The sequence below is a fragment of the Streptococcus sp. SG2 genome (assembly GCF_030439925.1).
In the GTDB taxonomy this organism is placed as follows: Bacteria; Bacillota; Bacilli; order Lactobacillales; family Streptococcaceae; genus Streptococcus; species Streptococcus gordonii.
In genome coordinates this window covers 1-21,538 of sequence record NZ_JAQFJD010000008.1, presented here as the reverse complement: position 1 = coordinate 21,538, position 21,538 = coordinate 1, and the positions used below count along the sequence as shown (strand labels likewise).

The window sequence follows — 21,538 nt, the reverse complement described above, 5'->3', positions numbered from 1 at the left end:
CCTGGTCAGAAGTCAACGGTCAGGATGATCTGGTTTGGCACAAGGCAGTAAAACAAGCAGATGGTAGCTACCGAGCGACGATTAAAGCTAGCGATCATAAAAATTCCCAAGGGAAGTATCTGTCTCACGTCTATTATGTCACAGCGACAGGAACAAAAGAATTTGTAACGGGTACGGCTACTACTGTTCATCAAAGCAAGGTGACTGGTACCTTAACCATTACCAATAAGAACCCAGAGGTAGGGAGCTTTGATGTCGTTATATCAGACGTCTTCAGTCCGAAAGGAGTCCAAGCGGTTCAAGTTCCCGTTTGGTCTGACCAAGGCGGACAAGATGACTTGATCTGGTACAGTGCGACTCGTCAATCAGATGGTAGCTATAAGGCTAGCGTCAAGGCAGAAAATCACAAGAATTCTACTGGTACTTATCACGTTCACCTTTACTACATCCAGAATGATGGTAGTCGTATAGGAGTCCATTCGACTACAACGCAGGTAGAGTACCGTAATCTAACGCATAAGACGAAAGCTTATATTAAAGACGTAAATTCTCAGACGGGCACATTTACCGTTGCGGTGGATCAATCTTCCCAAGGGAAACGAATTAAAAATATTCGCGCAGCTGTATGGTCTCAAGCACATCAAGAAAATTTGTCTTGGTATACGCAGACTCCTGCTGGTGGTCATACTGAGATTGGGATTACAGCGGTCAACCACGGTAACAAACAAGGTGATTACACGACTCACGTATATGTTGATTATACGGATGGCAGTGTGGAAGGATTTAACCTAGGGCAAACCAGATTGATTCCACAACAAGTGACAGATCAAAAAAATAGAGTTATTCGTGCAGCTGCAAATCTGGTAGGTACGTCAACGGGTAGTGCAGCTCATCAGCGCATGGTAGCGGATTATAACAGTGTGAAACCTTTACCAGTCGGCTACGCTGTAAAGAATACAGATGATTGGTGCGATGTATTTGTTACAGTTGTTTTCCAACGAGAAGGTCTTAGTCATTTAGTAGGACGAGAGTGTGGAGTTGAACGCCATATTCAGATCTTTAAAAAATTAGGGATTTGGAATGAAGATGGGACTACGACTCCTCAATCAGGTGATATTATTACTTTCAACTGGGATAAAGATACCCAGCAAAATGATGGCTGGGCGGATCATATAGGTATTGTTGAGAGAGTAGAGAATGGATGGATTCATACAATCGAAGGAAATTCAAGCAACGGAGTTGTGAGAAGAAATACCTATCGGGTTGGTCATGGTAATATTCGAGGATTTGCAAGACCACATTATCAATAAACAAAAGGTTGAAGAAAGGTGCCCTAGGGCATACTTTCCTCGGCCTTTTTACTTATAGGTCTGAAAATCTCTAGAAGTGCTATTTTGGAGTTTGATAGGGCAGGTTTTTCATTGATTTCATTACTTGTAGGTGCTATAGAAAATGATGGTTTATAGGATAAGAAGAAAGGTGGTTGTCATCAAATGATATGATTCTTAATGCTTGTGTCATCTGGTCTTGATAGATTGTAACATTGAACATGCTATAATGTCTGCATGAAGACAGAAAATACAACTTTGCATGCTGTTAAGGCCCTAGCCTGTTTTAGTATCGTTTCTTTGCACTTTTTGTTACCAGGGGAATTTGGTGTTTTTTATCAGATTGTGGCCCGTTTTGCAGTACCCTTTTTCATGATGCTGTCGGGTTATTTTTCCTTTAACATTTCTAGAGAAAAGGTAAAGTATCGTCTCAAGCAAATGTTGCTTTTGACAATCGCTAGTCTGATATTTTACTCGATTGTGCATTTTATTGACTTAGTACTGTCGGGAGAGCTAGCGGAAAAGATGGCAACTATAGACCTGTCTGATTTTGCCAATTTCTTCTTTTTTAACAGTCCTAGGGATTTGATTGGTCCAGCTGCTACTCCGACTTGGTATTTGTTGGCTATTTCTTATATTTATGGGCTTTATCTCCTTTTTTATAAGTATTTCCACCGCCTGACCACCTTTGGCGTGTCTCTGATTTTGTTGGCTCTGGCTTTTTGTATCGAGTTCAATACCAACAGTACCCTTTACTATCGAAATTTCCTGTTTATGGGTCTTCCCTTTTTCATTATGGGGATGCAGTTTGCCAAGCATCGAGAACGGATTTTAGCCTACGACTTATCGTCTGTCAGGAAATGGGCTATTAGCTTGGGAATAATAGGTTTGATTCTGCTTGAATACTGTTTTATGGGGACGGAGCACGACCTCTACCCCAGCACTCTTTTATCATCTAGTGCGATTTTCCTCTATGCGATCAGAAACGGGACCAATATTGATGTTCCGATTTTGAACAATATCGCCAAGCGATATGCCACTATGATTTATATTATTCATCCGTTCATCATCTTCATCTTTAGGCAATTAATGCCCCGGAATGGCATATACAGTTTTGGATTTTTTATCATTCTCTTGCTGTCATATCTTCTGAGTATGGCCTTTCAGAAAATCATCAGACCCAGAATTATCAGCCTGCTGCCAGCTTAGTAAGGCAAGATAGGAGATCGAATCGCTTTCTGACACCAAAGAAAAAGCAACAGATTTTTCTGTTGCTTTTTTCTTGCATCTATTAAGGCGAAAGGAGCGGAGGTCTCTGCGTACTTGGTTATGATGCCTGGAGGCTTAGTTCGATTAGATTTGCGTTTACTAGTAACGTTTTCTTATGATTTCAGCTTTTTTAGCCCTTCTTCAAAACTTTTAGATGGAGCTTCAAGGCTGATTTTTTCTAAAGTAAAGGGATGGACAAAGCTCAGTCGGTGGGCGTGAAGCATGAGACGACCTTGGGGCTGTGGATGATACAGAGGATCGCCGACCAAGGGAAAGCCGTGGTGGGATAGGTGGACACGGATCTGATGGGTACGACCAGTTTTGAGTTGGCATTTGACAAGAGTTTTTTGACCAAAGCTTTTTAAGCGAGTCACTTGCGTTTCGGCGTATTGGCCCTGTTTGTTGTCAACCAGCCGTTTTCTCCGATCATGGCGGTCGCGGCCGATTTTGTCCTTATATATTCTGTTTTTTTCGATAAATTTACCATCTACTAAAGCCCAGTATTCTCGCTGGATATCCTTGTTTTCCAGTAGGCGGTTGAGTATAGGTAAGACAAAGGGATTTTTAGCAAAGAGAACAGCGCCACTGGTCTCCTTATCAAGCCTGTGAACTACATAGCAGGTCTCTCCAACATAGGCAGATACATGATTGAGCAGAGCTAGTTCGGTCGGCTCATTGGCGTGAGTTTTCATGCCTTCAGGTTTGTTGACGATGATGAGATATTGGTCTTGGTAGAGTTCCTGGACAAGTTCTGGTTGCCCCATAAGGATATCTTTTGCTGGGTAATCTTCTTCATCAAAGGTCAGCGACAAGAGATCGCCTGCCTGAATCTTGCTTTGCCAATTGATAGTTTGATTATTGACCAAGACATGCTTTTTTGTCCGAAGGAAATGGCGGATTTTTCTGGGAATGAGGAAATAGTCTTCCAGTAGTTCTTTTATGCTCATAGTGGGCATTTTTTCAGGGATTTGAAAGTTAAATTGCATGCCTTTATTTTAACAAAAAGAGCAGAACTTTGAAAGCTAGCATCAAAAAAAGGTAGAAGCTCTGCTATTTCTTAAAAAATTCTAAAAGGAAGGCCCTATGGAACAGCACTTTCTTGTATACTCTCTGGGAAGGTGATAAAATAAGGGTTATGAAAAAGCTAAATGATATTTTTGAAACCTTAATTCAACATTTTAAGAAAGAAGATTCACCAGCTGAGTCTGCAGAGGAGACAGATACAAGTGCGGAACCACGTCTGTCTCGATCAGGCCGCTCAGCTAAGCGAACGTCTTCAAAAGGCCAAGGACCCTTCCGACGTTTTTGGCGTAGGTACCATCTGACCAAGATTATCTTGATTTTAGGTCTGGGATTTGGGCTGGTGACGGGAGGTTATCTCTTTTATGTGGCCAAGACCACTAATGTCAACGACTTGCAAAATGCCTTGAAGGCAACTACGATGATCTATGATAAAGATGGTCAAGAAGCGGGTAGTTTGACAGGTCAAAAAGGGACCTATGTCGAATTGGATCAGATCAGCAAGGACTTGCAGAATGCTGTTATTGCAACTGAAGACCGCTCCTTCTACAAAAATAGCGGGATTAATTATGGTCGCTTCTTCCTAGCAATTTTGACAGCGGGCCGGTCGGGCGGTGGCTCGACCATCACTCAGCAGTTGGCCAAAAATGCTTATCTTTCTCAGGACCAGACCATCGAGCGGAAGGCCAAGGAGTTTTTCCTAGCTCTAGAATTAACCAAAAAATACAGTAAAGATCAGATTCTGACCATGTATCTGAACAATTCTTACTTTGGTAATGGTGTCTGGGGAGTAGAGGATGCCAGCAAGAAATACTTTGGAGTATCAGCTAGCCAACTGTCTCTCGATCAAGCAGCTACACTGGCCGGTATGCTCAAGGGGCCAGAGATATACAATCCCTTGTACTCAGTTGAAAATGCGACCAATCGCCGGGATACAGTTCTGAATAATATGGTTGCAGCTGGCTATATTGACAAAGCAACAGCTGATCAAGCAGCAGCGAACGGTCTTGGTAGCCAGTTGGTGGATGCCTATGCTGGGAAGTCTGAAGATTACCGCTATCCATCCTATTTTGATGCTGTCATTAACGAAGCCATTCATGACTATGGTCTAAAAGAAGAGGATATCATCAAGAATGGCTATCGCATCTATACTGAGCTGGATCAAAACTACCAGGCCAGCATGCAGGTTATTTATAGTAACGAGAGTCTCTTCCCTGTTTCAGAAGTGGATGGAACACGAGCAGAATCGGGAAGTGTGGCCTTAGATCCCAAGACTGGAGGGGTAAGAGCCCTGGTCGGTCGGGTTAACAGTCAGACGGCCGGTTTCCGTTCCTTTAACTATGCAACCCAGTCAGCTCGTAGTCCAGGTTCGACCATTAAACCACTGGTTGTTTATAGCCCAGCGATCGCTGCTGGTTGGTCAACTGATAAAGAGCTAGACAATACTACAACGACCTATGGATCTTATACTGTCAATAACTATGGTGGCATTCAAACCAGCCCGACAGTGCCTATGTATCAGGCCTTGGCGGATTCTCTGAATATCCCAGCGGTAGCAACAGTTAAAGAGTTGGGTATAGAGAAAGCTTTTGAATATGGTCAAAAGTTTGGTCTGAATATGAAAAAGGTTGAGCAAAATCTCAGTGTAGCATTGGGAGCAGGTGTGAATACCAATCCTCTCCAAATGGCTCAGGCCTACTCTGCTTTTGCGAATGATGGTGTCATGCATGATGCCCACTTGATCACTAAGATTGAAAACGCTAGTGGTCAAATTGTTAAGACCCACAAGTCTAGCTCCACTCGAGTCCTCAATCAGTCAACTGCGAAAAAGATGACCAGTATGATGTTAGGAACCTTCTCAAACGGAACGGGTATCTACGCAGCGCCATATAATTATACGATGGCAGGTAAGACAGGGACGACTGAGACAGACTTCAACCCTGACTTATCTGGAGACCAGTGGGTCATTGGCTACACACCTGATGTTGTTATCAGTCAGTGGCTAGGATTTCCAAAGACAGATGAAAACCACTACCTGACAGGAACCAGTGCTAACGAGGCTTCTGTGATTTTCCGAAATGTAGCCAATAGCGTCTTGCCATACACGGAAGGAACCAAATTCTCTGAAAAGAATACCTATGCTCAAAATGGTATTGCTCCGGTAGACACCTATGGCACTGGAAATACCGAGAATCAAGGCGGCAATGATTTCTTACAAGGTGTACAGGACAAGGCAAAAGAGATTGTCGATCAAGCTAAAAATGCTATCGAAGAGGCAGATATTCCAGGTAAAGCTAAAAATGCTTGGGATACAGTCAAGAGCTGGTTTGGTTGGTAAGTTTCTTATCTCAATAGATGGAATTAGTTATAAAAGTCTATCTCTTGAGGCTCCAGTCTGGGGTCATCAATCAAGAAGTATATGTCACAGTAAGTCAATCAGATAAAAAGACCTTTAGGATTTTCCTAAAGGTCTTTTTCAGGTACACTGAAGGTGTCGCCATGTTCAAAATCTCCATATTGATAACCACGTTTGAACCAACGCATACGTTGCTCCGCACTTCCGTGTGTAAAGCTATCAGGCACAGAATAGCCATAGGCCTGTTCTTGCAAAGTGTCGTCTCCGACTGCATGGGCTGCATTAAGTGCTTCCTCAATATCGCCAACATCTAGTAAGTTTTCTTGTTCAATATAACGAGCCCAGACCCCAGCGTAGTAGTCCGCCTGAAGTTCCAAACGAACATTTAGAGCATTCTTCTCCTTTTCTGACTTTCCTCTCACCATTTGCTGGTAGGATTGAAGTGTTCCTAGTTGGTTTTGGATATGGTGTCCAACTTCGTGCGCGATAACGTAAGCCATGGCAAAGTCACCACTTGCCCGATACTTAGTAGTCAGCTCTTGGTAGAAGCGAATATCCAGGTAAATTTTTTGGTCGTTAGGACAGTAAAAAGGTCCAGCAGAGGCCTGGCCGACCCCACAACCAGTCCTGGTTTGACCAGTGTAGAAGACCAATTTGGGCTTATAATAGGTTCTTCCTTCTTTTTCAAAGGTTTGAGTCCAAAAAACTTCTGTAGTCCCTAAGACCTTGCTGACAAATTGGGCGTCTTTATCATTGACCTGAGTATGGCTTTGCTGGGAAACTTGGGTGGACTCATAGTGGTGAGAAGTCCCTGTGTCAAATATGCCAGATAAACCAGCACCACCCCCTAAGAAAAGTAAGAGTAGTATTAGGACAAGCTTGCTTTTAAAACTGCCTGGTGCTAGCAGGATTCGCAATATTCCGTTTCCAAGTCGAGCATTGCCTGATCCGTAACTAGCCGATCCCCCTTCGTTGCGACGGTCTTCAATATTATTACTTTCTTTTAAATGATCAGTTTTCACGTTTTCATCTCCTTTATGACATCTATTTTACCAAATCACTAGCGAAAATAATAGCTGTTCGTTAGATGAAGTAAAAAAGCTTCAAAGGATTGACGCCCAGACCTTGTCAAAAGAAGAAAATCCTGCTATAATTGGAAAGATGGAGGCGTTATGGCATTAAAAAAAGCAAGTCTGGCGTGTACGGTTTGTGGATCGAGAAATTACTCAATAAAACTGAGTAGTACGCCAAAACCAAAACGTCTAGAAGTAAATAAGTTTTGTAAACATTGTAATAAATACACTATTCATAAAGAAACAAGATAGGAGAGAGTTGTGAAATTTCTTAAGGACACTTTTGCACTTTTAAAAGATACAACATGGCCGACAGGCAAGCAAAGCTGGATTGATTTTATTTCGATTATGGAATATACAGCCTTCTTTGTTGTGGTTATCTATTTATTTGACTTATTGGTATCTCACGGACTGCTTCGTTTGTTGAATCTCTTTTAAGTCGATTAGAGACTGGGAAATTCCCCCAGTCTTTTTTGATAAATTATCAGTAAACTTCTTGGCATTCCCTGTTTTTATGATATAATAAAGCTATAGAAAACGGAAAAAGCCATTAGGCTTTTTTATAGTGTTTTAGTTTATGATTTTTAAACTAACAATTGCTAAAAAAGAAAGGAAATAAAATGGATAGTTTTGATAAAGGCTGGTTTGTACTGCAGACCTACTCTGGATATGAAAACAAGGTGAAAGAAAATCTCTTGCAACGCGCTCAGACATATAATATGTTAGAAAACATCTTGCGCGTGGAAATCCCTACTCAGACTGTGCAAGTAGAGAAAAATGGCAAGACCAAGGAAATCGAAGAGAATCGCTTCCCAGGTTATGTTTTGGTAGAAATGGTCATGACCGATGAGGCTTGGTTTGTTGTCCGTAATACTCCTAACGTAACAGGTTTTGTTGGATCTCACGGAAACCGCTCGAAACCGACTCCGCTCTTGGAAGAAGAAATCCGTAACATTCTGATCTCTATGGGTCAAACCGTGCAAGAATTTGACATTCATGTCAAGGTTGGCGATACCGTTCGGATTATTGACGGAGCCTTTACAGATTATACAGGTAAAATTACTGAGATTGACAATAATAAAGTTAAGATGGTCATCTCTATGTTTGGAAATGACACCATTGCAGAAGTAAACCTGAACCAAATCGCAGAATTATAATAGAAACAAAAAGCAGATCACCATCTGCTTTTTTATTTTTGCATTCAAGTGGCTACTATTCATGATAAAGGCTAAAAAACAGTCTTCAACTGGCCTGAGTATAGGTCCCAAAAAGCAAATAAAAATAACTAAAAAATTCTGACAATTTTAAGTTTTTAGGCAATCGATTTCCTTTTAATAAATAGTGTAATCTTTCAAAGTATTTTGCTTGATTTTCAGTTTAAAATCTTGATATGCTCAAATAAAACTGGTATAATAACTATATAATTGGCGCATTGTATATGACGGCTTTTTTCATGTTTTTTTGAGTAAAAAAAGACGGATATTTGTACAGTGCTTGCTCTTATGTCAAAATTCGATAGAGACGGAATCTAACTAGGAGGGAATATGTTAAAGGAAAAGTGGTGGCTACCTTTTTTGACTGTTGGTGTCATTCTGGTAGCGATCTTTGCTTTGTTTTACATTGCTGGTCCTAACAGGCATAACAAAGGATCGACACAGAAGGATGGTAGTTCAGCTGTAGAACATGAGCTGACAGGAGACCAGTTGCCAGAGTTTGAAATGGTAGACCAAGCAGGGTATCAAAAGAAGAGTGCAGAGTTTTATAATAAACCCATGCTGGTAGTAGAGTGGGCTAGCTGGTGTCCAGATTGTCAAAAACAGTTACCAGAGATTCAAAAAGTATATGAAAAGTATAAAGGTAGAATTCATTTTGTTATGTTGGATATGCTTGATTCCAAAAGAGAAACGAAAGAAAGAGCGGATCAGTATATCAGTGAAAAAGATTATACTTTCCCATATTACTATGACACAGATGAGCGAGCGGCGGATATCCTCCATGTTCAATCTATCCCCACGATTTATCTAGTCGATGAGAATCAAAAGGTCAAGAAAGTAATGACAGACTTTCACGATGAAGCAGCGCTTGAAAAACAGCTAGAAGAGATTTAAATAAAAGAAAGAGAAGGGAGAGCTTGTATAAAAGTTTCTACTATTATATAGGCTTTAAAATAGCATGAAAGATTTTTTGAAAAAGGTTTTAATACTATTTACCGTCCTGTTGATGTCAATGCCATCCAGCGTCTTGAATCTAGGGAATTCAGTTGTTCGAGCTGATGATCCTCTGAATATTGAGACGAGACGGATTGATGAGCATACAACGATTACACAAAATGGGTGTTATCGTAAGATTGAAAAAACGGACGCAACGAACTGGAAAGTTCCGCGGAAACCAATTGACTTGGTCATCCTGCAGGATGCCAGTGGATCATTCCGAGAAACTATTCCAAGTGTAAAACGTGCTCTTAAACGTTTGACAACATATGTGAGTCCGGAACAATACGATGAGAACGATCCTCATCTCGTTAAGACTGACGACCCTCAGACAACTGACCGCGTTTTCGTAGCTTCTTACCAAGGTTTGGATCAGGTGCGTTACTTTGAAAATAATGATTTCAGTGGTAACCCTGCGAATGTATATACTGATGCAAATTCAACTGGTAAAAACTATACCTATCGAAATAGTGGCTTAACAAGCGATCAAAATAAAGTTCATAACTTTATTGATAATATTGCTGTTGATGGTGGAACCCCAACTGTTCCAGCCATTCAAGATACGCTTAATCAGTACAACAGTGCCAAGGGGAATATGGAAAACGGTCGTAAGACAGTCTTCCTCCTGGTAACGGATGGAGTAGCCAATGGTTACCGTCTGCCAGGGACTAACACAGTTGTAATGGATAAAAGTTGGACAAGATCGGATGCACTTCAACGAGCTTGGGGCGTTCAGAGCTATCCAGAAGCGGCTCAAGATATTATGGGGCGTGCTAACGAGTTGAAAGCGGCTGGTAATCAGCTGAAAGCAGCGGTTGGCTCAGAAGGTTCTGTCGTTATTGGTTTCTGGGAACGTGTTGAAGGATTTACTGAGAAGAATTATCAATATGGTCCAGCTTACCTGAATGGTTTCGGTAACACAATAAACATTGGGGACAACCGTTCAGTGCAAGCCATCTTCCATGATGCACTGCAATCAATGGCTTCGCCAGACAAAGAAGTGAATGGTAAAAATACATCTTTCTATGTCAACGAACAAAAGGATATCAATAAATTCTCAAGTCGAATTTTAGAATCTGTGATGGCTGCCTTAATTAAAGATGACATCACTGGTGAGTTTGATATTACTGAAGGCTACAAGGTAGATGCCATCCGAATCAATGGCAAGAAGATCGTTCCGAAAGTAACAGATCCTAACAAGGAAATCCGTGGTACAATCACACAGACTGGTAACAAGGTTAAAATCTCTGTTCCAGATAGTGTCTTCAATCCAGGTAAAAACAGCTTTGACTATGACTTGAGTAAGGAAGCTCGCGCACCTGAGACAGATGAAGAAAACGAAGTGGATCCTCCTGAGAATTATGTTCCAGAGAAGGAAGAAATCACAGTTCCAGAATTGACTGGTACATTTAAAGCAGGTGAACACGAAACACCTAAAATTGGTGGTCGGAACCAAACAGTAGAAGTTCAAAAATTGGAATACTGTTATCCAAGTGCAACGAAGACTGTGAAAGATGCGGACGCTAGCAACGACATTGGTGTCATTAAGGATCCGTTGGAGTTGACTAAGAAACCATCTTATTCTGCACAACTAAGTAAGAAGGACGAAGAGTTCACTTACACAGTTGATTACAACTTCAATAACGTTCCTTACGAATTTGAAAAGAACGTTATGTTGACAGACCCAATTGACTACCGCTTGGAAGTGGTGAGTCATTCTGCTCAAGGTCCAGATGGACAAAGCTGGCCAACTCGTGTGGTAACGCAAAAGGATGCTGGAGGCAACTCACAAAGCGTCGTTGTAGCGGATGTGCCCGCGCAAGGTAAGGATTATAATTACCTGATCATGAAGAAGGCGAAACTGAAAATGACAGTCCGCCTGAAAGAAGAGTATCGTAAGAACCAAGCTAGCAAGGCTTACTTGGCAATCTTACAAAACAACAATGGTTACGGTTTAGTTAACCAAGGTAACATCATGTGGAATGGTGAAGATGATTCGCCAAACCAAGATGCCCACGCCAAGACAAAAGACAAGGCAAGTACGATTCGTCGTTCAAACCCAATTTATGTTAAACCACCACTTGATACAGAAGTAGACAAGAAGGTTAACGAAAAAGAACACGAAGGTCTACAAGCAGATGGCGAAGAGTTTGAATACAAGGTAACTGCTCCATGGCCAGGTATTGCTGACAAGTTCACCCTGACAGATACAGTTGTAGACGAACTTGAAATTGTACCAAATTCAGCTAAAGTAACAGTATCAGGTAAGTCTTACAGTGGTTTAACCAAAGCGATTTCAATCAATGGTCAAACAATTGAGATTACATTAGACAAGGATCAATTGACTACACTGAACCGTTTGATCTCTCGTCGTGGTGGAAGTGAAGTACAGGAAATCGAACTGATCTTCAAAGCTAAGATTCGTCCGGGCGCTGACCTTTCTAAATATAAGAAGAATGGTGCGGTAAACATTCCGAATACAGCTGATGTTATTCTAAATGATAAGAAGAAAACTTCGAAAGAAGTAACGGTTACTCCACCGAAACCAAAAGAACCAACAGTTTCTAAGAAGATTAACAATACCTTGGATAGTCTGGTAACCTTCGATGGTCAACCATACACTTACAACATCACAACAGCTGTGCCAAGTGATGTATCAGGCTACAAGAAATTTGTCATTAGCGATAAGCTGGATGCCGATCTTGAACTTGATGGACAAGCAAGCATCAGCGGTCCATTGGCAGATGTATTTGAAATCCAAACAAACGGCCAAACTGTTACTGCAACAGTTAAAGAAGGTAAGTTCGCAGAACTCGCGAAATATTCATTCGTTGAACTGACGATTCCAGCAAAAGTTAAAGCTGGTGTGACAGGTAAGACTATTGAAAACAAGGCTAAGATTTCATTTACTAATGAAAACAATGTGGCTAAGGAAGTTGAGTCTAATCCAGTAACAGTGACTCCTCCACCAGTAACTAAGAAGATCAATGAAAACTTGGATCACTTGGATATTGCAACTGGTCAGCCATACAAGTACAATGTTAAGACTACACTTCCAAGTGATATCACATCCTACAAAGAATTTGTGATTACCGATACCTTGGAAGATGAGTTAAGCGTTATTAATGAAGGTACAGATAAACCAGTTATCAGCGGACCTGCTGCAGACTTCTTTGATGTGACTGTCAGCGGCCAAAAAGTAACGGCAACAATGAAAAACTTTGCCGGAGCAAGTGCCCTAGCTGGTCAAGAAATTGAACTGGTTATCCCAGCGAAAATTAATGACGGTGTCACTCGTTCTAACATTCCAAACAAGGCGACATTTAGCTTCAAGGACAAGAACGACCATAAAGGTGAAAAAGAAACAATTCCTGTAACGGTTACTCCACCAACAGAACCAAATGTTTCTAAGAAGATTAACGGTGATCAAGATAATGCGACGATTGCTGCGGAAACAGACTTCACCTACAATATTAAGACTACTTTGCCAAATGATATTGATACATACAAATCATTTGTCATCACCGATACTCTAGATGAAAATCTTGGAGTGGTGAACCCAGAACCAAGCATTTCTGAAGAAGCCAAGAAATTCTTCGATATTACTGTTTCAGGAAATACTGTTACAGCAACGATGAAGGACTTTGCTAAAGCAAGTGCCCTTGCGAATAAAGAAATCGAGTTGGTTATCCACGCTAAAGTGAAGAAAGAATCTGTTCTTCCAGAAATTCCAAACACGGCTAAGATTACTTATACTAATAAGAATAACGAGTCTAAGGAAAAAGAAACAGAGCCAGTTAAAGTGACTCCTCCACCAATTACGAAGAAAGTAAATGGTAAGGATCAAGAAGACTTGGCAAGCTTAACAAGCACCTTCAAGTATACAGTGGATTCAAAAGTTCCAACTGTAGCAGATAAGTTTGTACTTTCTGATACCTTGGAAGAAGTCTTGACCTTTGATGGAGATGCGACTGTAACGATTGATGGTCAAACCGTGACAGATGTGACGGTTGCGAAGAAAGACCAAAAACTGACAGTTACCTTCGATAAGGATCAAGTCAAGAAATATGCAGGCAAGGCTGTTCAAGTGGCCTTCGATGCTAAGATTAAATCTGGCTACACAGTTGACCAATTAGTTGCTAAGTATCCAAATGGAGATAAAGCAGCGATTCCAAATAAAGCTAGCTTTGTGGTCAATGACAATCCAGAAACAGAGAAATTCTCTAACCCAGTTACTGTTACACCGCCACCACCAAACACTCCAGAAATTGAGAAGAAGGTTAACGGTGCAGACAGTTACAATCTGCAAACCCGTCTTGAAGAATTCACTTATAGTCTGAATACAGCAATGCCATCAAATGCGACTGAATTCACTATAACAGATGAACTGAAGTCCGTTCTTGAATTCGCTGGCAACAAGGGCGATGTTCAAGTGAAGATTGACGGCAAGGCTGCCAATGATCAAGCTACTATTTCTACTGATAAGAATACCTTGACAGTGGCCTTTGCAGAAAAAGCAGTGAAAGCTAATGCTGGCAAGTCTATCGAAGTAACCTTCAAGGCTAAAATCCGTGAAGGAGCAAACCTTCTGGATTACCTAGTTCCTGGTCAAGGCATCCGTATTCCGAACAAGGCTTCTTATGATATCGATCATAATCCTAAGTTCCATAAGGATTCCAATGAAGTACCAGTAACTCCTCCATCTCCAGAACAACCACCGATTGAAAAAGATGTCAATGATAAGGCAGAAGCAACCTTGGAAGCACGTGATGAAGAATTCACTTATCATGTAAAAACCAAGATTCCTTATGAGGCAACAGCCTTCAACATCACTGATACTTTGAAAGATGTTTTGGACTTCTCAGGTGAGAAAGGTCAGGCTGAAGCGACTGTAGATGGTAAGAAACTGTCAGATGATCATATCACGATCAATGGTCAAACAATCACAGTTACACTGAACCAAGAAGAACTGAAAGCCAATGCAGATAAGGAAATCAAGTTAACCTTCAAGGCTAAGATTCGTCCAAATGCCAACTTGGCTGCCTATATCGTTGGTGACAAAGTTGTTATCAATAACCAAGCTTCTTATAATGTAGATTTACCAGACAATCCTGGAGTTCATAAAGATTCAAATATCGTACCAGTGACTCCTCCAAGTCCTGAAAAACCAGAGATTGAAAAGACTGTTAATGATGCAAAAGAAGCGACTCTTGCTAACCGTGACGAAATCTTTACTTATAAAGTGAAGACAAAAGTACCGTTTGATGCAACAGCCTTCTCTATCGATGACACTATTAAGGATGTTCTAGAGTTTGCGGATGCTGGAAGTGCTACTCTCAATGGAGAAGCTTTAGAAGCAGACCGTATCTCTATCGCTGATCAAAAGATCACCTTGACTCTGACAGAAGATCAAGTCAAGAACAATGGTGGTAAAGAAGTTATTCTGACCTTCAAGGCTAAGATCCGCCAAGGTGCCAACCTGTCTGGCTACATTGAAAAAGGTAAGACAGTCATTAATAACCAAGCGTCTTATAACGCTGCCTTCCCTAACGATCCTAACTTCCATAAAGATTCAAATATTGTCCCAGTGACTCCTCCAAATCCGGAAAATCCACCGATTGAGAAGAAGGTCAATGAGGCTGAATCTGCTAACTTGGGAGCTCGTGATGAAGAATTCACCTACACCATCGACACAACTGTGCCGCTTGATGTTACAGGCTTCGCTGTCTACGATACGATTGAGAAAGTCTTAGAATTCTCAGGTGAAAATGGCCAAGCAAGCGCAACGGTAGATGGTCAACCACTAGATGCCAGCCACATTACCATTAAAGGTCAGAAGATCACAGTCAAACTGACAGAAGACGAAGCGAAAGCCCTAGGAGGCAAAGCAGTTCATGTCAGCTTCAAGGCTAAGATCAAAGCGGGAGCAAACCTGTCAGACTACATCGAAAAAGATGGTACGACTCGGATTTACAACACCGCTAAATACAACTTTAACAATGATCCAGGAACAGAACAAAGTTCTAAACCAGTTCCAGTCATTCCACCAACCCCAACTGAACCAGAACTGAAGAAGGAAGTAAACGGTAAAGAAGCTGAAACATTAGCTAACCGTGACGATGTCTTCACTTACACTGTGAAGACAACTGTACCGCAAGATGCGACAGCCTTCTCTATCAGCGATAGTTTAGTTCCAGTACTTGAATTTGCAGGCGAAGATGCAGAAGCATCTCTCACACTCAATGGTGAAAAGCTGGATGCAAAACAAATCAAGCTGAAAGACCAAACCATCAGTGCTGAGTTGACTGAAGAACAAGTCAAAGCAAACGGTGGTAAAGAAGTTGTCCTCAACTTTAAAGCTAAGATTCGTGAAGGTGCTAACCTAGCAGACTACATCGAAGCAGACGGCGCAACGCGTGTACCTAACAAGGCGTCTTATGTGGCTAACTTCCCACACCGTCCAAAAGTTGAGAAAGATTCAAACATCGTCCCAGTGACTCCTCCATCACCAGAAAATCCACCAGTTGAGAAGAAGGTTAATAACAAGCCATCTGCAACTCTGGACAGCCGTGACGAAGAGTTCACTTACACCATCGATACGAAAGTACCTGTCGATGCGACTGGCTTCAAGATTACCGACGAATTGAAAGACGTTCTTGAATTCTCAGGTAAGAAAGGCCAAGCAGAAGTCACAGTAGATGGTGACAAAGATGTGATCGAAGATTCACAAATCACTGTAGATAAACAAGTTCTGACAGTGACTCTGACGAAGGATCAAGTGAAGAAATACGGCAATAAAGCTGTTCATGTAAGCTTCAAGGCTAAGATTCGTAAGAATGTCAGCCTGGCAGGCTACATTGAAGCAGACGGCGTAACTCGGATCCCTAACATTGCTAAATACATCATTAACGATGATCCGAAGACAGAAAAGAGCACAGAACCAGTTCCAGTGATTCCACCAAGCCCAGAAGAACCTGGTATTAAGAAAGAAGTGAATGGTCAGCCAGAAGCAACGCTGAAAGAACGTTATGAAGAGTTTACTTATAAAGTAACAACTTCTGTACCTCAAGACGCGACAGCCTTCTCAGTATCAGATACTCTTGTCCCAGTATTAGAATTCTCAGGCGAGAAAGGTCAAGCAACAGCGACTCTTGATGGTCAAGAAATTGATGCCAACCGTATCAATGTTGCAGACCAAACAATCTCTATGGCTCTGACAGAAGACGAAGTGAAAGCAAATGGTGGTAAGGAAGTAACCTTGACCTTCAAGGCTAAGATTCGTGAAGGTGCAAACTTGTCTGACTACATTGAAAAAGGTAAGACTAGCATCCCGAATACAGCTTCTTACACAGCAGGCTTCCCAAATCGTCCAGAAATCCATAAGGATTCAAACAGAGTACCAGTAACTCCTCCAACTCCAGAAGAACCTGAAATTAAGAAGGATGTCAATGGTAAGGAAGAGGAAACACTGGCTAACCGTAACGATGAGTTCACTTACCACATCAATACGAAAGTACCGTTTGATGCAACAGCCTTCTCTATCAATGATGAACTGAAAGACGTTCTTGAATTTGCAGATGGAACAGGTCGTGCGACTGCTAGCCTAAATGGCCAAGCTCTTGATGCCGATCGTATCTCAATTAATGGTCAAACCATTACTGTGAATCTAACCGAAGAACAAGTCAAGAACAATGGTGGTAAAGATGTGAACCTAACCTTCACAGCTAAGATCCGCCAAGGTGTCAACCTATCTGGCTACATTAAAGATGGTAAGACTAGCATTCCGAATAAGGCAAGCTACCGAGTGGACTTCCCGAACAACCCAGGCGTAACTAAGGATTCTAATGAAGTCCCAGTGACTCCTCCAAGTCCGGAAAATCCTCCGATTGAGAAGAAGGTCAATGAGGCTGAGTCAGCGAACTTAGGAGCTCGTGATGAAGAATTCACCTACACCATCGACACAACTGTGCCGCTTGATGTTACAGGCTTCGCAGTCTACGATACGATTGAGAAAGTCTTAGAATTCTCAGGTGAAAATGGCCAAGCAAGCGCAACGGTAGATGGTCAACCACTAGATGCCAGCCATATTACAATTAAAGGACAGAAGATCACAGTCAAACTGACAGAAGACGAAGCGAAAGCTCTAGGAGGCAAAGCAGTTCATGTCAGCTTCAAGGCTAAGATCAAAGCGGGAGCAAACCTGTCAGACTACATCGAAAAAGATGGTACGACACGGATTTACAACACCGCTAAATACAACTTTAACAATGACCCAGGAACAGAACAAAGTTCTAAACCAGTTCCAGTCATTCCACCAACCCCAACTGAACCAGAACTGAAGAAGGAAGTAAACGGTAAAGAAGCTGAAACATTAGCTAACCGTGACGATGTTTTCACTTACACTGTGAAGACTACTGTACCGCAAGATGCGACAGCCTTCTCTATCAGCGATAAGCTGGAAGATGTTCTTGAGTTTGCGGGTGAATCATCTGCGACTCTAGCAGGTGAAGACTTGAAGGCAGACCAGATTACAACAGACGGTCAAACCATCAAGTTGACCCTGACAGAAGACCAGGTTAAAGCAAACGGTGGTAAAGAAGTTGTCCTCAACTTCAAGGCTAAGATCAGAGAGGGTGCAAACTTGTCAGCTTACATGAAAGCAGACAAGGCAGAAGTACCGAATAAGGCTTCTTACACAGTTGGCTTCCCTAACAAACCAGCTGTAACGAAGGACTCTAACGAAGTACCTGTCACTCCTCCATCTCCAGAACAGCCACCGATTGAAAAAGATGTGAATTCAAAACCTTCTGAAACAATTGCAGATCGAACAGAAGAATTCACATATAACATTCATACAACTATGCCTCAAGATGCGACAGGCTTCACAGTTACCGATGAATTGAAAGATGTTCTTGAATTTGTTGGTGATGTCCAAGTCACTCTTGGAGGTAAGAAAGCAGACGCAGCTGTAGCGAAAAACGGTCAAACTCTGGAAGTAACCTTCCCAGAAGAGACTGTCAAAGCAAATGGTGGTAAGAAAGTCCAAGTAACCTTCAAAGCGAAGATTAAAGCGGACGCAGACTTAACTCCATATGAAACAGCTAATAGCTACTCTGTACCAAATACAGCTTCTTACTTGATTAACAATAATCCAGCAAGCAAGAAAGAAACTAAGCCAGTTACGGTCGAAGTTCCGAAACAACCTGGACCAGAGGTTACGAAGAAGATTAACCGTACATTGGATCACCTAGATGTTGACCGTGATGTTCCTTACATGTACAATGTCAACACACAAATTCCAAAAGATATCCGCCTCTACAAAGAGTTCACCGTTACGGATACTTTGGAACCAGTTCTTGAAATTACAGGAACTCCTGTAGCTTACGTGGATGGTTATGCAACAGACGCTGTGGAAACAAAAGTGGAAGGCAATACAGTTACTGTAACAGTGAAAGACTTCGCTCGTATCAGTGGCTATAAAGAAATCCAACTTTACATTCCAGCTAAGCTGAAAGCAGATAGTGACTTATCAGCTTACGAAAACCAAACTGTTCCAAACAAGGCGACAATTGCCTTCAAGGATAGCAATGGCAAGAACGGCACAAAAGAATCTAACCCAGTAACCGTTCGTCCACGGGACCCAGAAAAACCTGAGGAACCAAAACCAAACGAACCAGCTAAGACAGTAGGTCCGGCTGATGGATCTAACCCATCAACTGCTTACCGTCTGAAAGAACTCAAGGAAGGCTTCCGCTTTGATGTGACAGCGAAGGTGCCAACTGATCCAGTTGATGAATCAGGCAACCCTATCAAAGATGCTCAAGGCCGTGATGTGAAGACTGAATTGAATAGCTTTACGGTAACAGATGAACTTGAAAAAGTTCTGAAAGTGGACCGTGTAGCTGTTAAGGTTGAGGAAAATAAAGTCGCAGAAGCCATTGCGAAGATTACTGCTAAGATTGAAAAAGCAGAAAGTGACCTGAAAGAGCTCGAAGGTAAAGAGACAAATAGTACTTTCGCTAAGAAACTGGCAGAAGCTGAGAAGAAGGTAGAAGAGCTAACGGCTCAATTGGCAGCAGCCAAAGAAAAAGCTGCAGCAGCACCTGCAACTCCAGCTCCAGCTTCAGATTCTGACGCAGGCGATGCCGCAGCGACACCTGCTCCAGCAGACAATAACGCTGAAGTGGCAGCCCTTGAAGAAAGCCTCAAAGCAGCACAAGCTGAATTGGAACAACTGAAAGCAGATGGTGCGAAAGCTGGTAACCTCGCAACACCTGAAGAACAAAAAGTTGAACAAGATAAACTGAATAAGAACCTTGAACAACTGAAAGAGAGCAAAGAGAAACTCGAAAAAGCTCTCGAAGCATTCACAACAGTGAATGATAAGGGTGAGATCACGGATGAAGCTCTTGCGAAAATCGCCAAAGTAACTGTAGAAGGTCAGAAAGTTACCGTAGAAGTTACTGATAAGGCTGTTTTGGAAGCCTTGAAGGGTAGCACCTTCCGCGTCATCATCTATTCATCTATTAAAGACGGAGCAGACTTGTCTGATCCTAGATACCGGAATGAAGAGAATAATGAGACGAAGATTCCGAATAAGGCTACTGTAACCTTCAACGATAAACCGAAAGTAACGAATACAGTAAACGTTTATCCGCCAGAGCCAAATACACCGCCGACAACACCACCACATACACCACCGACAACACCGAATACGCCGCCACCAACTACACCTGATACGCCACCAGCGCCTAAGGGTGACTTGCCACCGGCACCAACACCAGAGCCAGAAAAACCTAAGAATATCTTGCCAAAAACAGGTACTTCTGCTACTATGGTAAATGAGGTGATTATCGGAATGATCCTTGTGCTGATGGGACTTCTTTTGAGAAGAAAACCAAAGCATTAATGTAAGATAGTCCAGGAGAGCTATGCTCTTCTGGTTACTATCGTATTATTAGGAAAAAGATTAAAGGAAAATCATTATGGATAGAAAAAAGTTAATTAAGTTAGGAATCTCAGTGCTAGCTGTTAATGCTTTGGGAGCAGTAGCCGTTTATAAATATCCTGAGCTGACACATGTACCTACTGTCTATGCAGAGGAAGTGCCTGGAGAGGATGAGGAAATTCCAGATGCAGCAGAAGCTCAAGCAGCAGCGAACTTTAAAAATCAAATGGATGAATTTGAAAAAGCAATCAATGAATTCAATCCAGATGATTCAGATACTAAGGAAAGTTTGCAGTATGCTTTGGAAGATGCAGAAGGGTACCATACTACTGCAGTTAATGCGATCAAGAGTGAAGAAGGAAAGAAAGGCTTTGCCAAGTACGAAGCTCGTTACCAAGCTTTAAAATCAAAAGCTCAAGCCCTTCTAAATGGTGAATCACCAAAACCTCAACCAGAGATTACCACTCAGGACGTTACAGTCAAAGAACCAATCCTTTATGGATCTTCAACAGTTCAAAATCCAGCTCTACCAAAAGGCACAAGAAACACAAAAGTTCAAGGTGTCAATGGTGAAAAGGAAGTTGTCTACACAATCACTTTAACAGATGGCAAGGAAACAGGCCGTGTGAAAAAGTCTGAAACAGTTATTAAACCAGCTGTAGACGAAGTCATCGAAGAAGGTACTGGTGCAGTTACTACAACTGAAGAAGTAGTAGAAAAAGAAGTTATCAAGCATGGTAGCTCTACAGTTCAAAATCCAGCTCTACCAAAAGGCACAAGAAACACAAAAGTTCAAGGTGTAGATGGAGAGAAGGAAGTAACTTACACAGTTACTAAAGAAGATGGCGTACAAGTTAGCAAGGTTAAGAAGTCAGAGAAAGTGACAAAACCAGCTGTAGATGAAGTCATCGAAGAAGGTACCGGTGCAGTTACTACAACTGAAGAAGTAGTAGAAAAAGAAGTTATCAAACATGGTAGCTCTACAGTTCAAAATCCAGCTCTACCAAAAGGCACAAGAAATGTAAAAGTTCAAGGTGTAGATGGAGAGAAGGAAGTGACTTACACAGTTACTAAAGCCGATGGCGTACAAGTTAGCAAGGTTAAGAAGTCAGAGAAAGTGACAAAACCAGCTGTAGATGAAGTCATCGAAGAAGGTACTGGTGCAGTTACTACAACTGAAGAAGTAGTAGAAAAAGAAGTTATCAAGCATGGTAGCTCTACAGTTCAAAATCCAGCTCTACCAAAAGGCACAAGAAATGTAAAAGTTCAAGGTGTAGATGGAGAGAAGGAAGTGACTTACACAGTTACTAAAGCCGATGGCGTACAAGTTAGCA

At 41.8% G+C, this 21,538-nt stretch carries 11 protein-coding genes; 9 read left to right on the top strand and 2 right to left on the bottom strand.

The window, feature by feature from the left end; translation table 11 throughout:
• Both PCY09_RS10435 and PCY09_RS10430 read left to right on the top strand, forming a co-directional pair.
• Positions 1-1,310, top strand: a 1,310-nt coding sequence (locus PCY09_RS10435) for a GBS Bsp-like repeat-containing protein (RefSeq protein ID WP_301556720.1), incomplete at its 5' end; no start/stop codon positions are given.
• A gap of 255 nt (positions 1,311-1,565) precedes the next feature.
• The gene (locus PCY09_RS10430; RefSeq protein WP_125397303.1) at positions 1,566-2,537 is read left to right on the top strand and encodes an acyltransferase; all 972 of its coding nucleotides are present in this window, start codon (positions 1,566-1,568) and stop codon (positions 2,535-2,537) included.
• Between the two features lie 173 nt (positions 2,538-2,710).
• Here the strand turns inward: PCY09_RS10430 and PCY09_RS10425 are convergent, their stop codons facing one another.
• Positions 2,711-3,583, bottom strand: coding sequence for an RluA family pseudouridine synthase (locus PCY09_RS10425; protein WP_125397302.1), 873 nt, complete (start codon positions 3,581-3,583; stop codon positions 2,711-2,713).
• 149 nt (positions 3,584-3,732) lie between these two features.
• On the opposite strand from PCY09_RS10425, the gene pbp2a reads away from it, so the two are divergent.
• The gene (pbp2a, locus tag PCY09_RS10420; RefSeq protein ID WP_061602302.1) at positions 3,733-5,955 is read left to right on the top strand and encodes a penicillin-binding protein PBP2A; all 2,223 of its coding nucleotides are present in this window, start codon (positions 3,733-3,735) and stop codon (positions 5,953-5,955) included.
• A gap of 125 nt (positions 5,956-6,080) precedes the next feature.
• On the opposite strand, the gene PCY09_RS10415 is transcribed toward pbp2a, so the two are convergent.
• On the bottom strand, positions 6,081-6,995 hold the full coding sequence (locus PCY09_RS10415) for a neutral zinc metallopeptidase (RefSeq protein ID WP_045634790.1): 915 nt from the start codon (positions 6,993-6,995) through the stop codon (positions 6,081-6,083).
• Between the two features lie 150 nt (positions 6,996-7,145).
• Here PCY09_RS10415 and rpmG point away from each other — a divergent pair, with 150 nt between their 5' ends.
• The 6 genes from rpmG to PCY09_RS10385 form a co-directional block, all read left to right on the top strand.
• Positions 7,146-7,298, top strand: coding sequence for a 50S ribosomal protein L33 (rpmG, locus tag PCY09_RS10410; RefSeq protein WP_008809931.1), 153 nt, complete (start codon positions 7,146-7,148; stop codon positions 7,296-7,298).
• Between the two features lie 9 nt (positions 7,299-7,307).
• Positions 7,308-7,484 (top strand): preprotein translocase subunit SecE, encoded by a 177-nt coding sequence (gene secE, locus PCY09_RS10405; protein WP_046164499.1) that lies wholly within the window; start codon positions 7,308-7,310, stop codon positions 7,482-7,484.
• Positions 7,485-7,666: 182 nt separating this feature from the next.
• Positions 7,667-8,203, top strand: coding sequence for a transcription termination/antitermination protein NusG (gene nusG / locus PCY09_RS10400; RefSeq protein WP_008809929.1), 537 nt, complete (start codon positions 7,667-7,669; stop codon positions 8,201-8,203).
• A gap of 387 nt (positions 8,204-8,590) precedes the next feature.
• Positions 8,591-9,154 carry a TlpA disulfide reductase family protein gene (locus tag PCY09_RS10395; RefSeq protein WP_125397301.1) on the top strand — a complete coding sequence of 188 codons (564 nt, stop codon included), beginning with the start codon at positions 8,591-8,593 and terminating at the stop codon, positions 9,152-9,154.
• 64 nt (positions 9,155-9,218) lie between these two features.
• Positions 9,219-20,165, top strand: a complete 10,947-nt coding sequence (gene padA, locus PCY09_RS10390; protein ID WP_227250399.1) for an LPXTG-anchored isopeptide-forming adhesin PadA — start codon at positions 9,219-9,221, stop codon at positions 20,163-20,165.
• Between the two features lie 76 nt (positions 20,166-20,241).
• Positions 20,242-21,538, top strand: a 1,297-nt coding sequence (locus PCY09_RS10385) for a G5 domain-containing protein (RefSeq protein WP_301556719.1), incomplete at its 3' end; no start/stop codon positions are given.

What these genes read in the sequence shown, in the direction of transcription:
- PCY09_RS10430 (WP_125397303.1), top strand. Translation starts at nt 1,566, where the DNA reads ATGAAGACAGAAAATACAACTTTGCATGCTGTTAAGGCCCTAGCCTGT.
- PCY09_RS10425 (WP_125397302.1), bottom strand. Translation starts at nt 3,583, where the DNA reads ATGCAATTTAACTTTCAAATCCCTGAAAAAATGCCCACTATGAGCATA.
- pbp2a (WP_061602302.1), top strand. Translation starts at nt 3,733, where the DNA reads ATGAAAAAGCTAAATGATATTTTTGAAACCTTAATTCAACATTTTAAG.
- rpmG (WP_008809931.1), top strand. Translation starts at nt 7,146, where the DNA reads ATGGCATTAAAAAAAGCAAGTCTGGCGTGTACGGTTTGTGGATCGAGA.
- nusG (WP_008809929.1), top strand. Translation starts at nt 7,667, where the DNA reads ATGGATAGTTTTGATAAAGGCTGGTTTGTACTGCAGACCTACTCTGGA.
- PCY09_RS10395 (WP_125397301.1), top strand. Translation starts at nt 8,591, where the DNA reads ATGTTAAAGGAAAAGTGGTGGCTACCTTTTTTGACTGTTGGTGTCATT.
- padA (WP_227250399.1), top strand. Translation starts at nt 9,219, where the DNA reads ATGAAAGATTTTTTGAAAAAGGTTTTAATACTATTTACCGTCCTGTTG.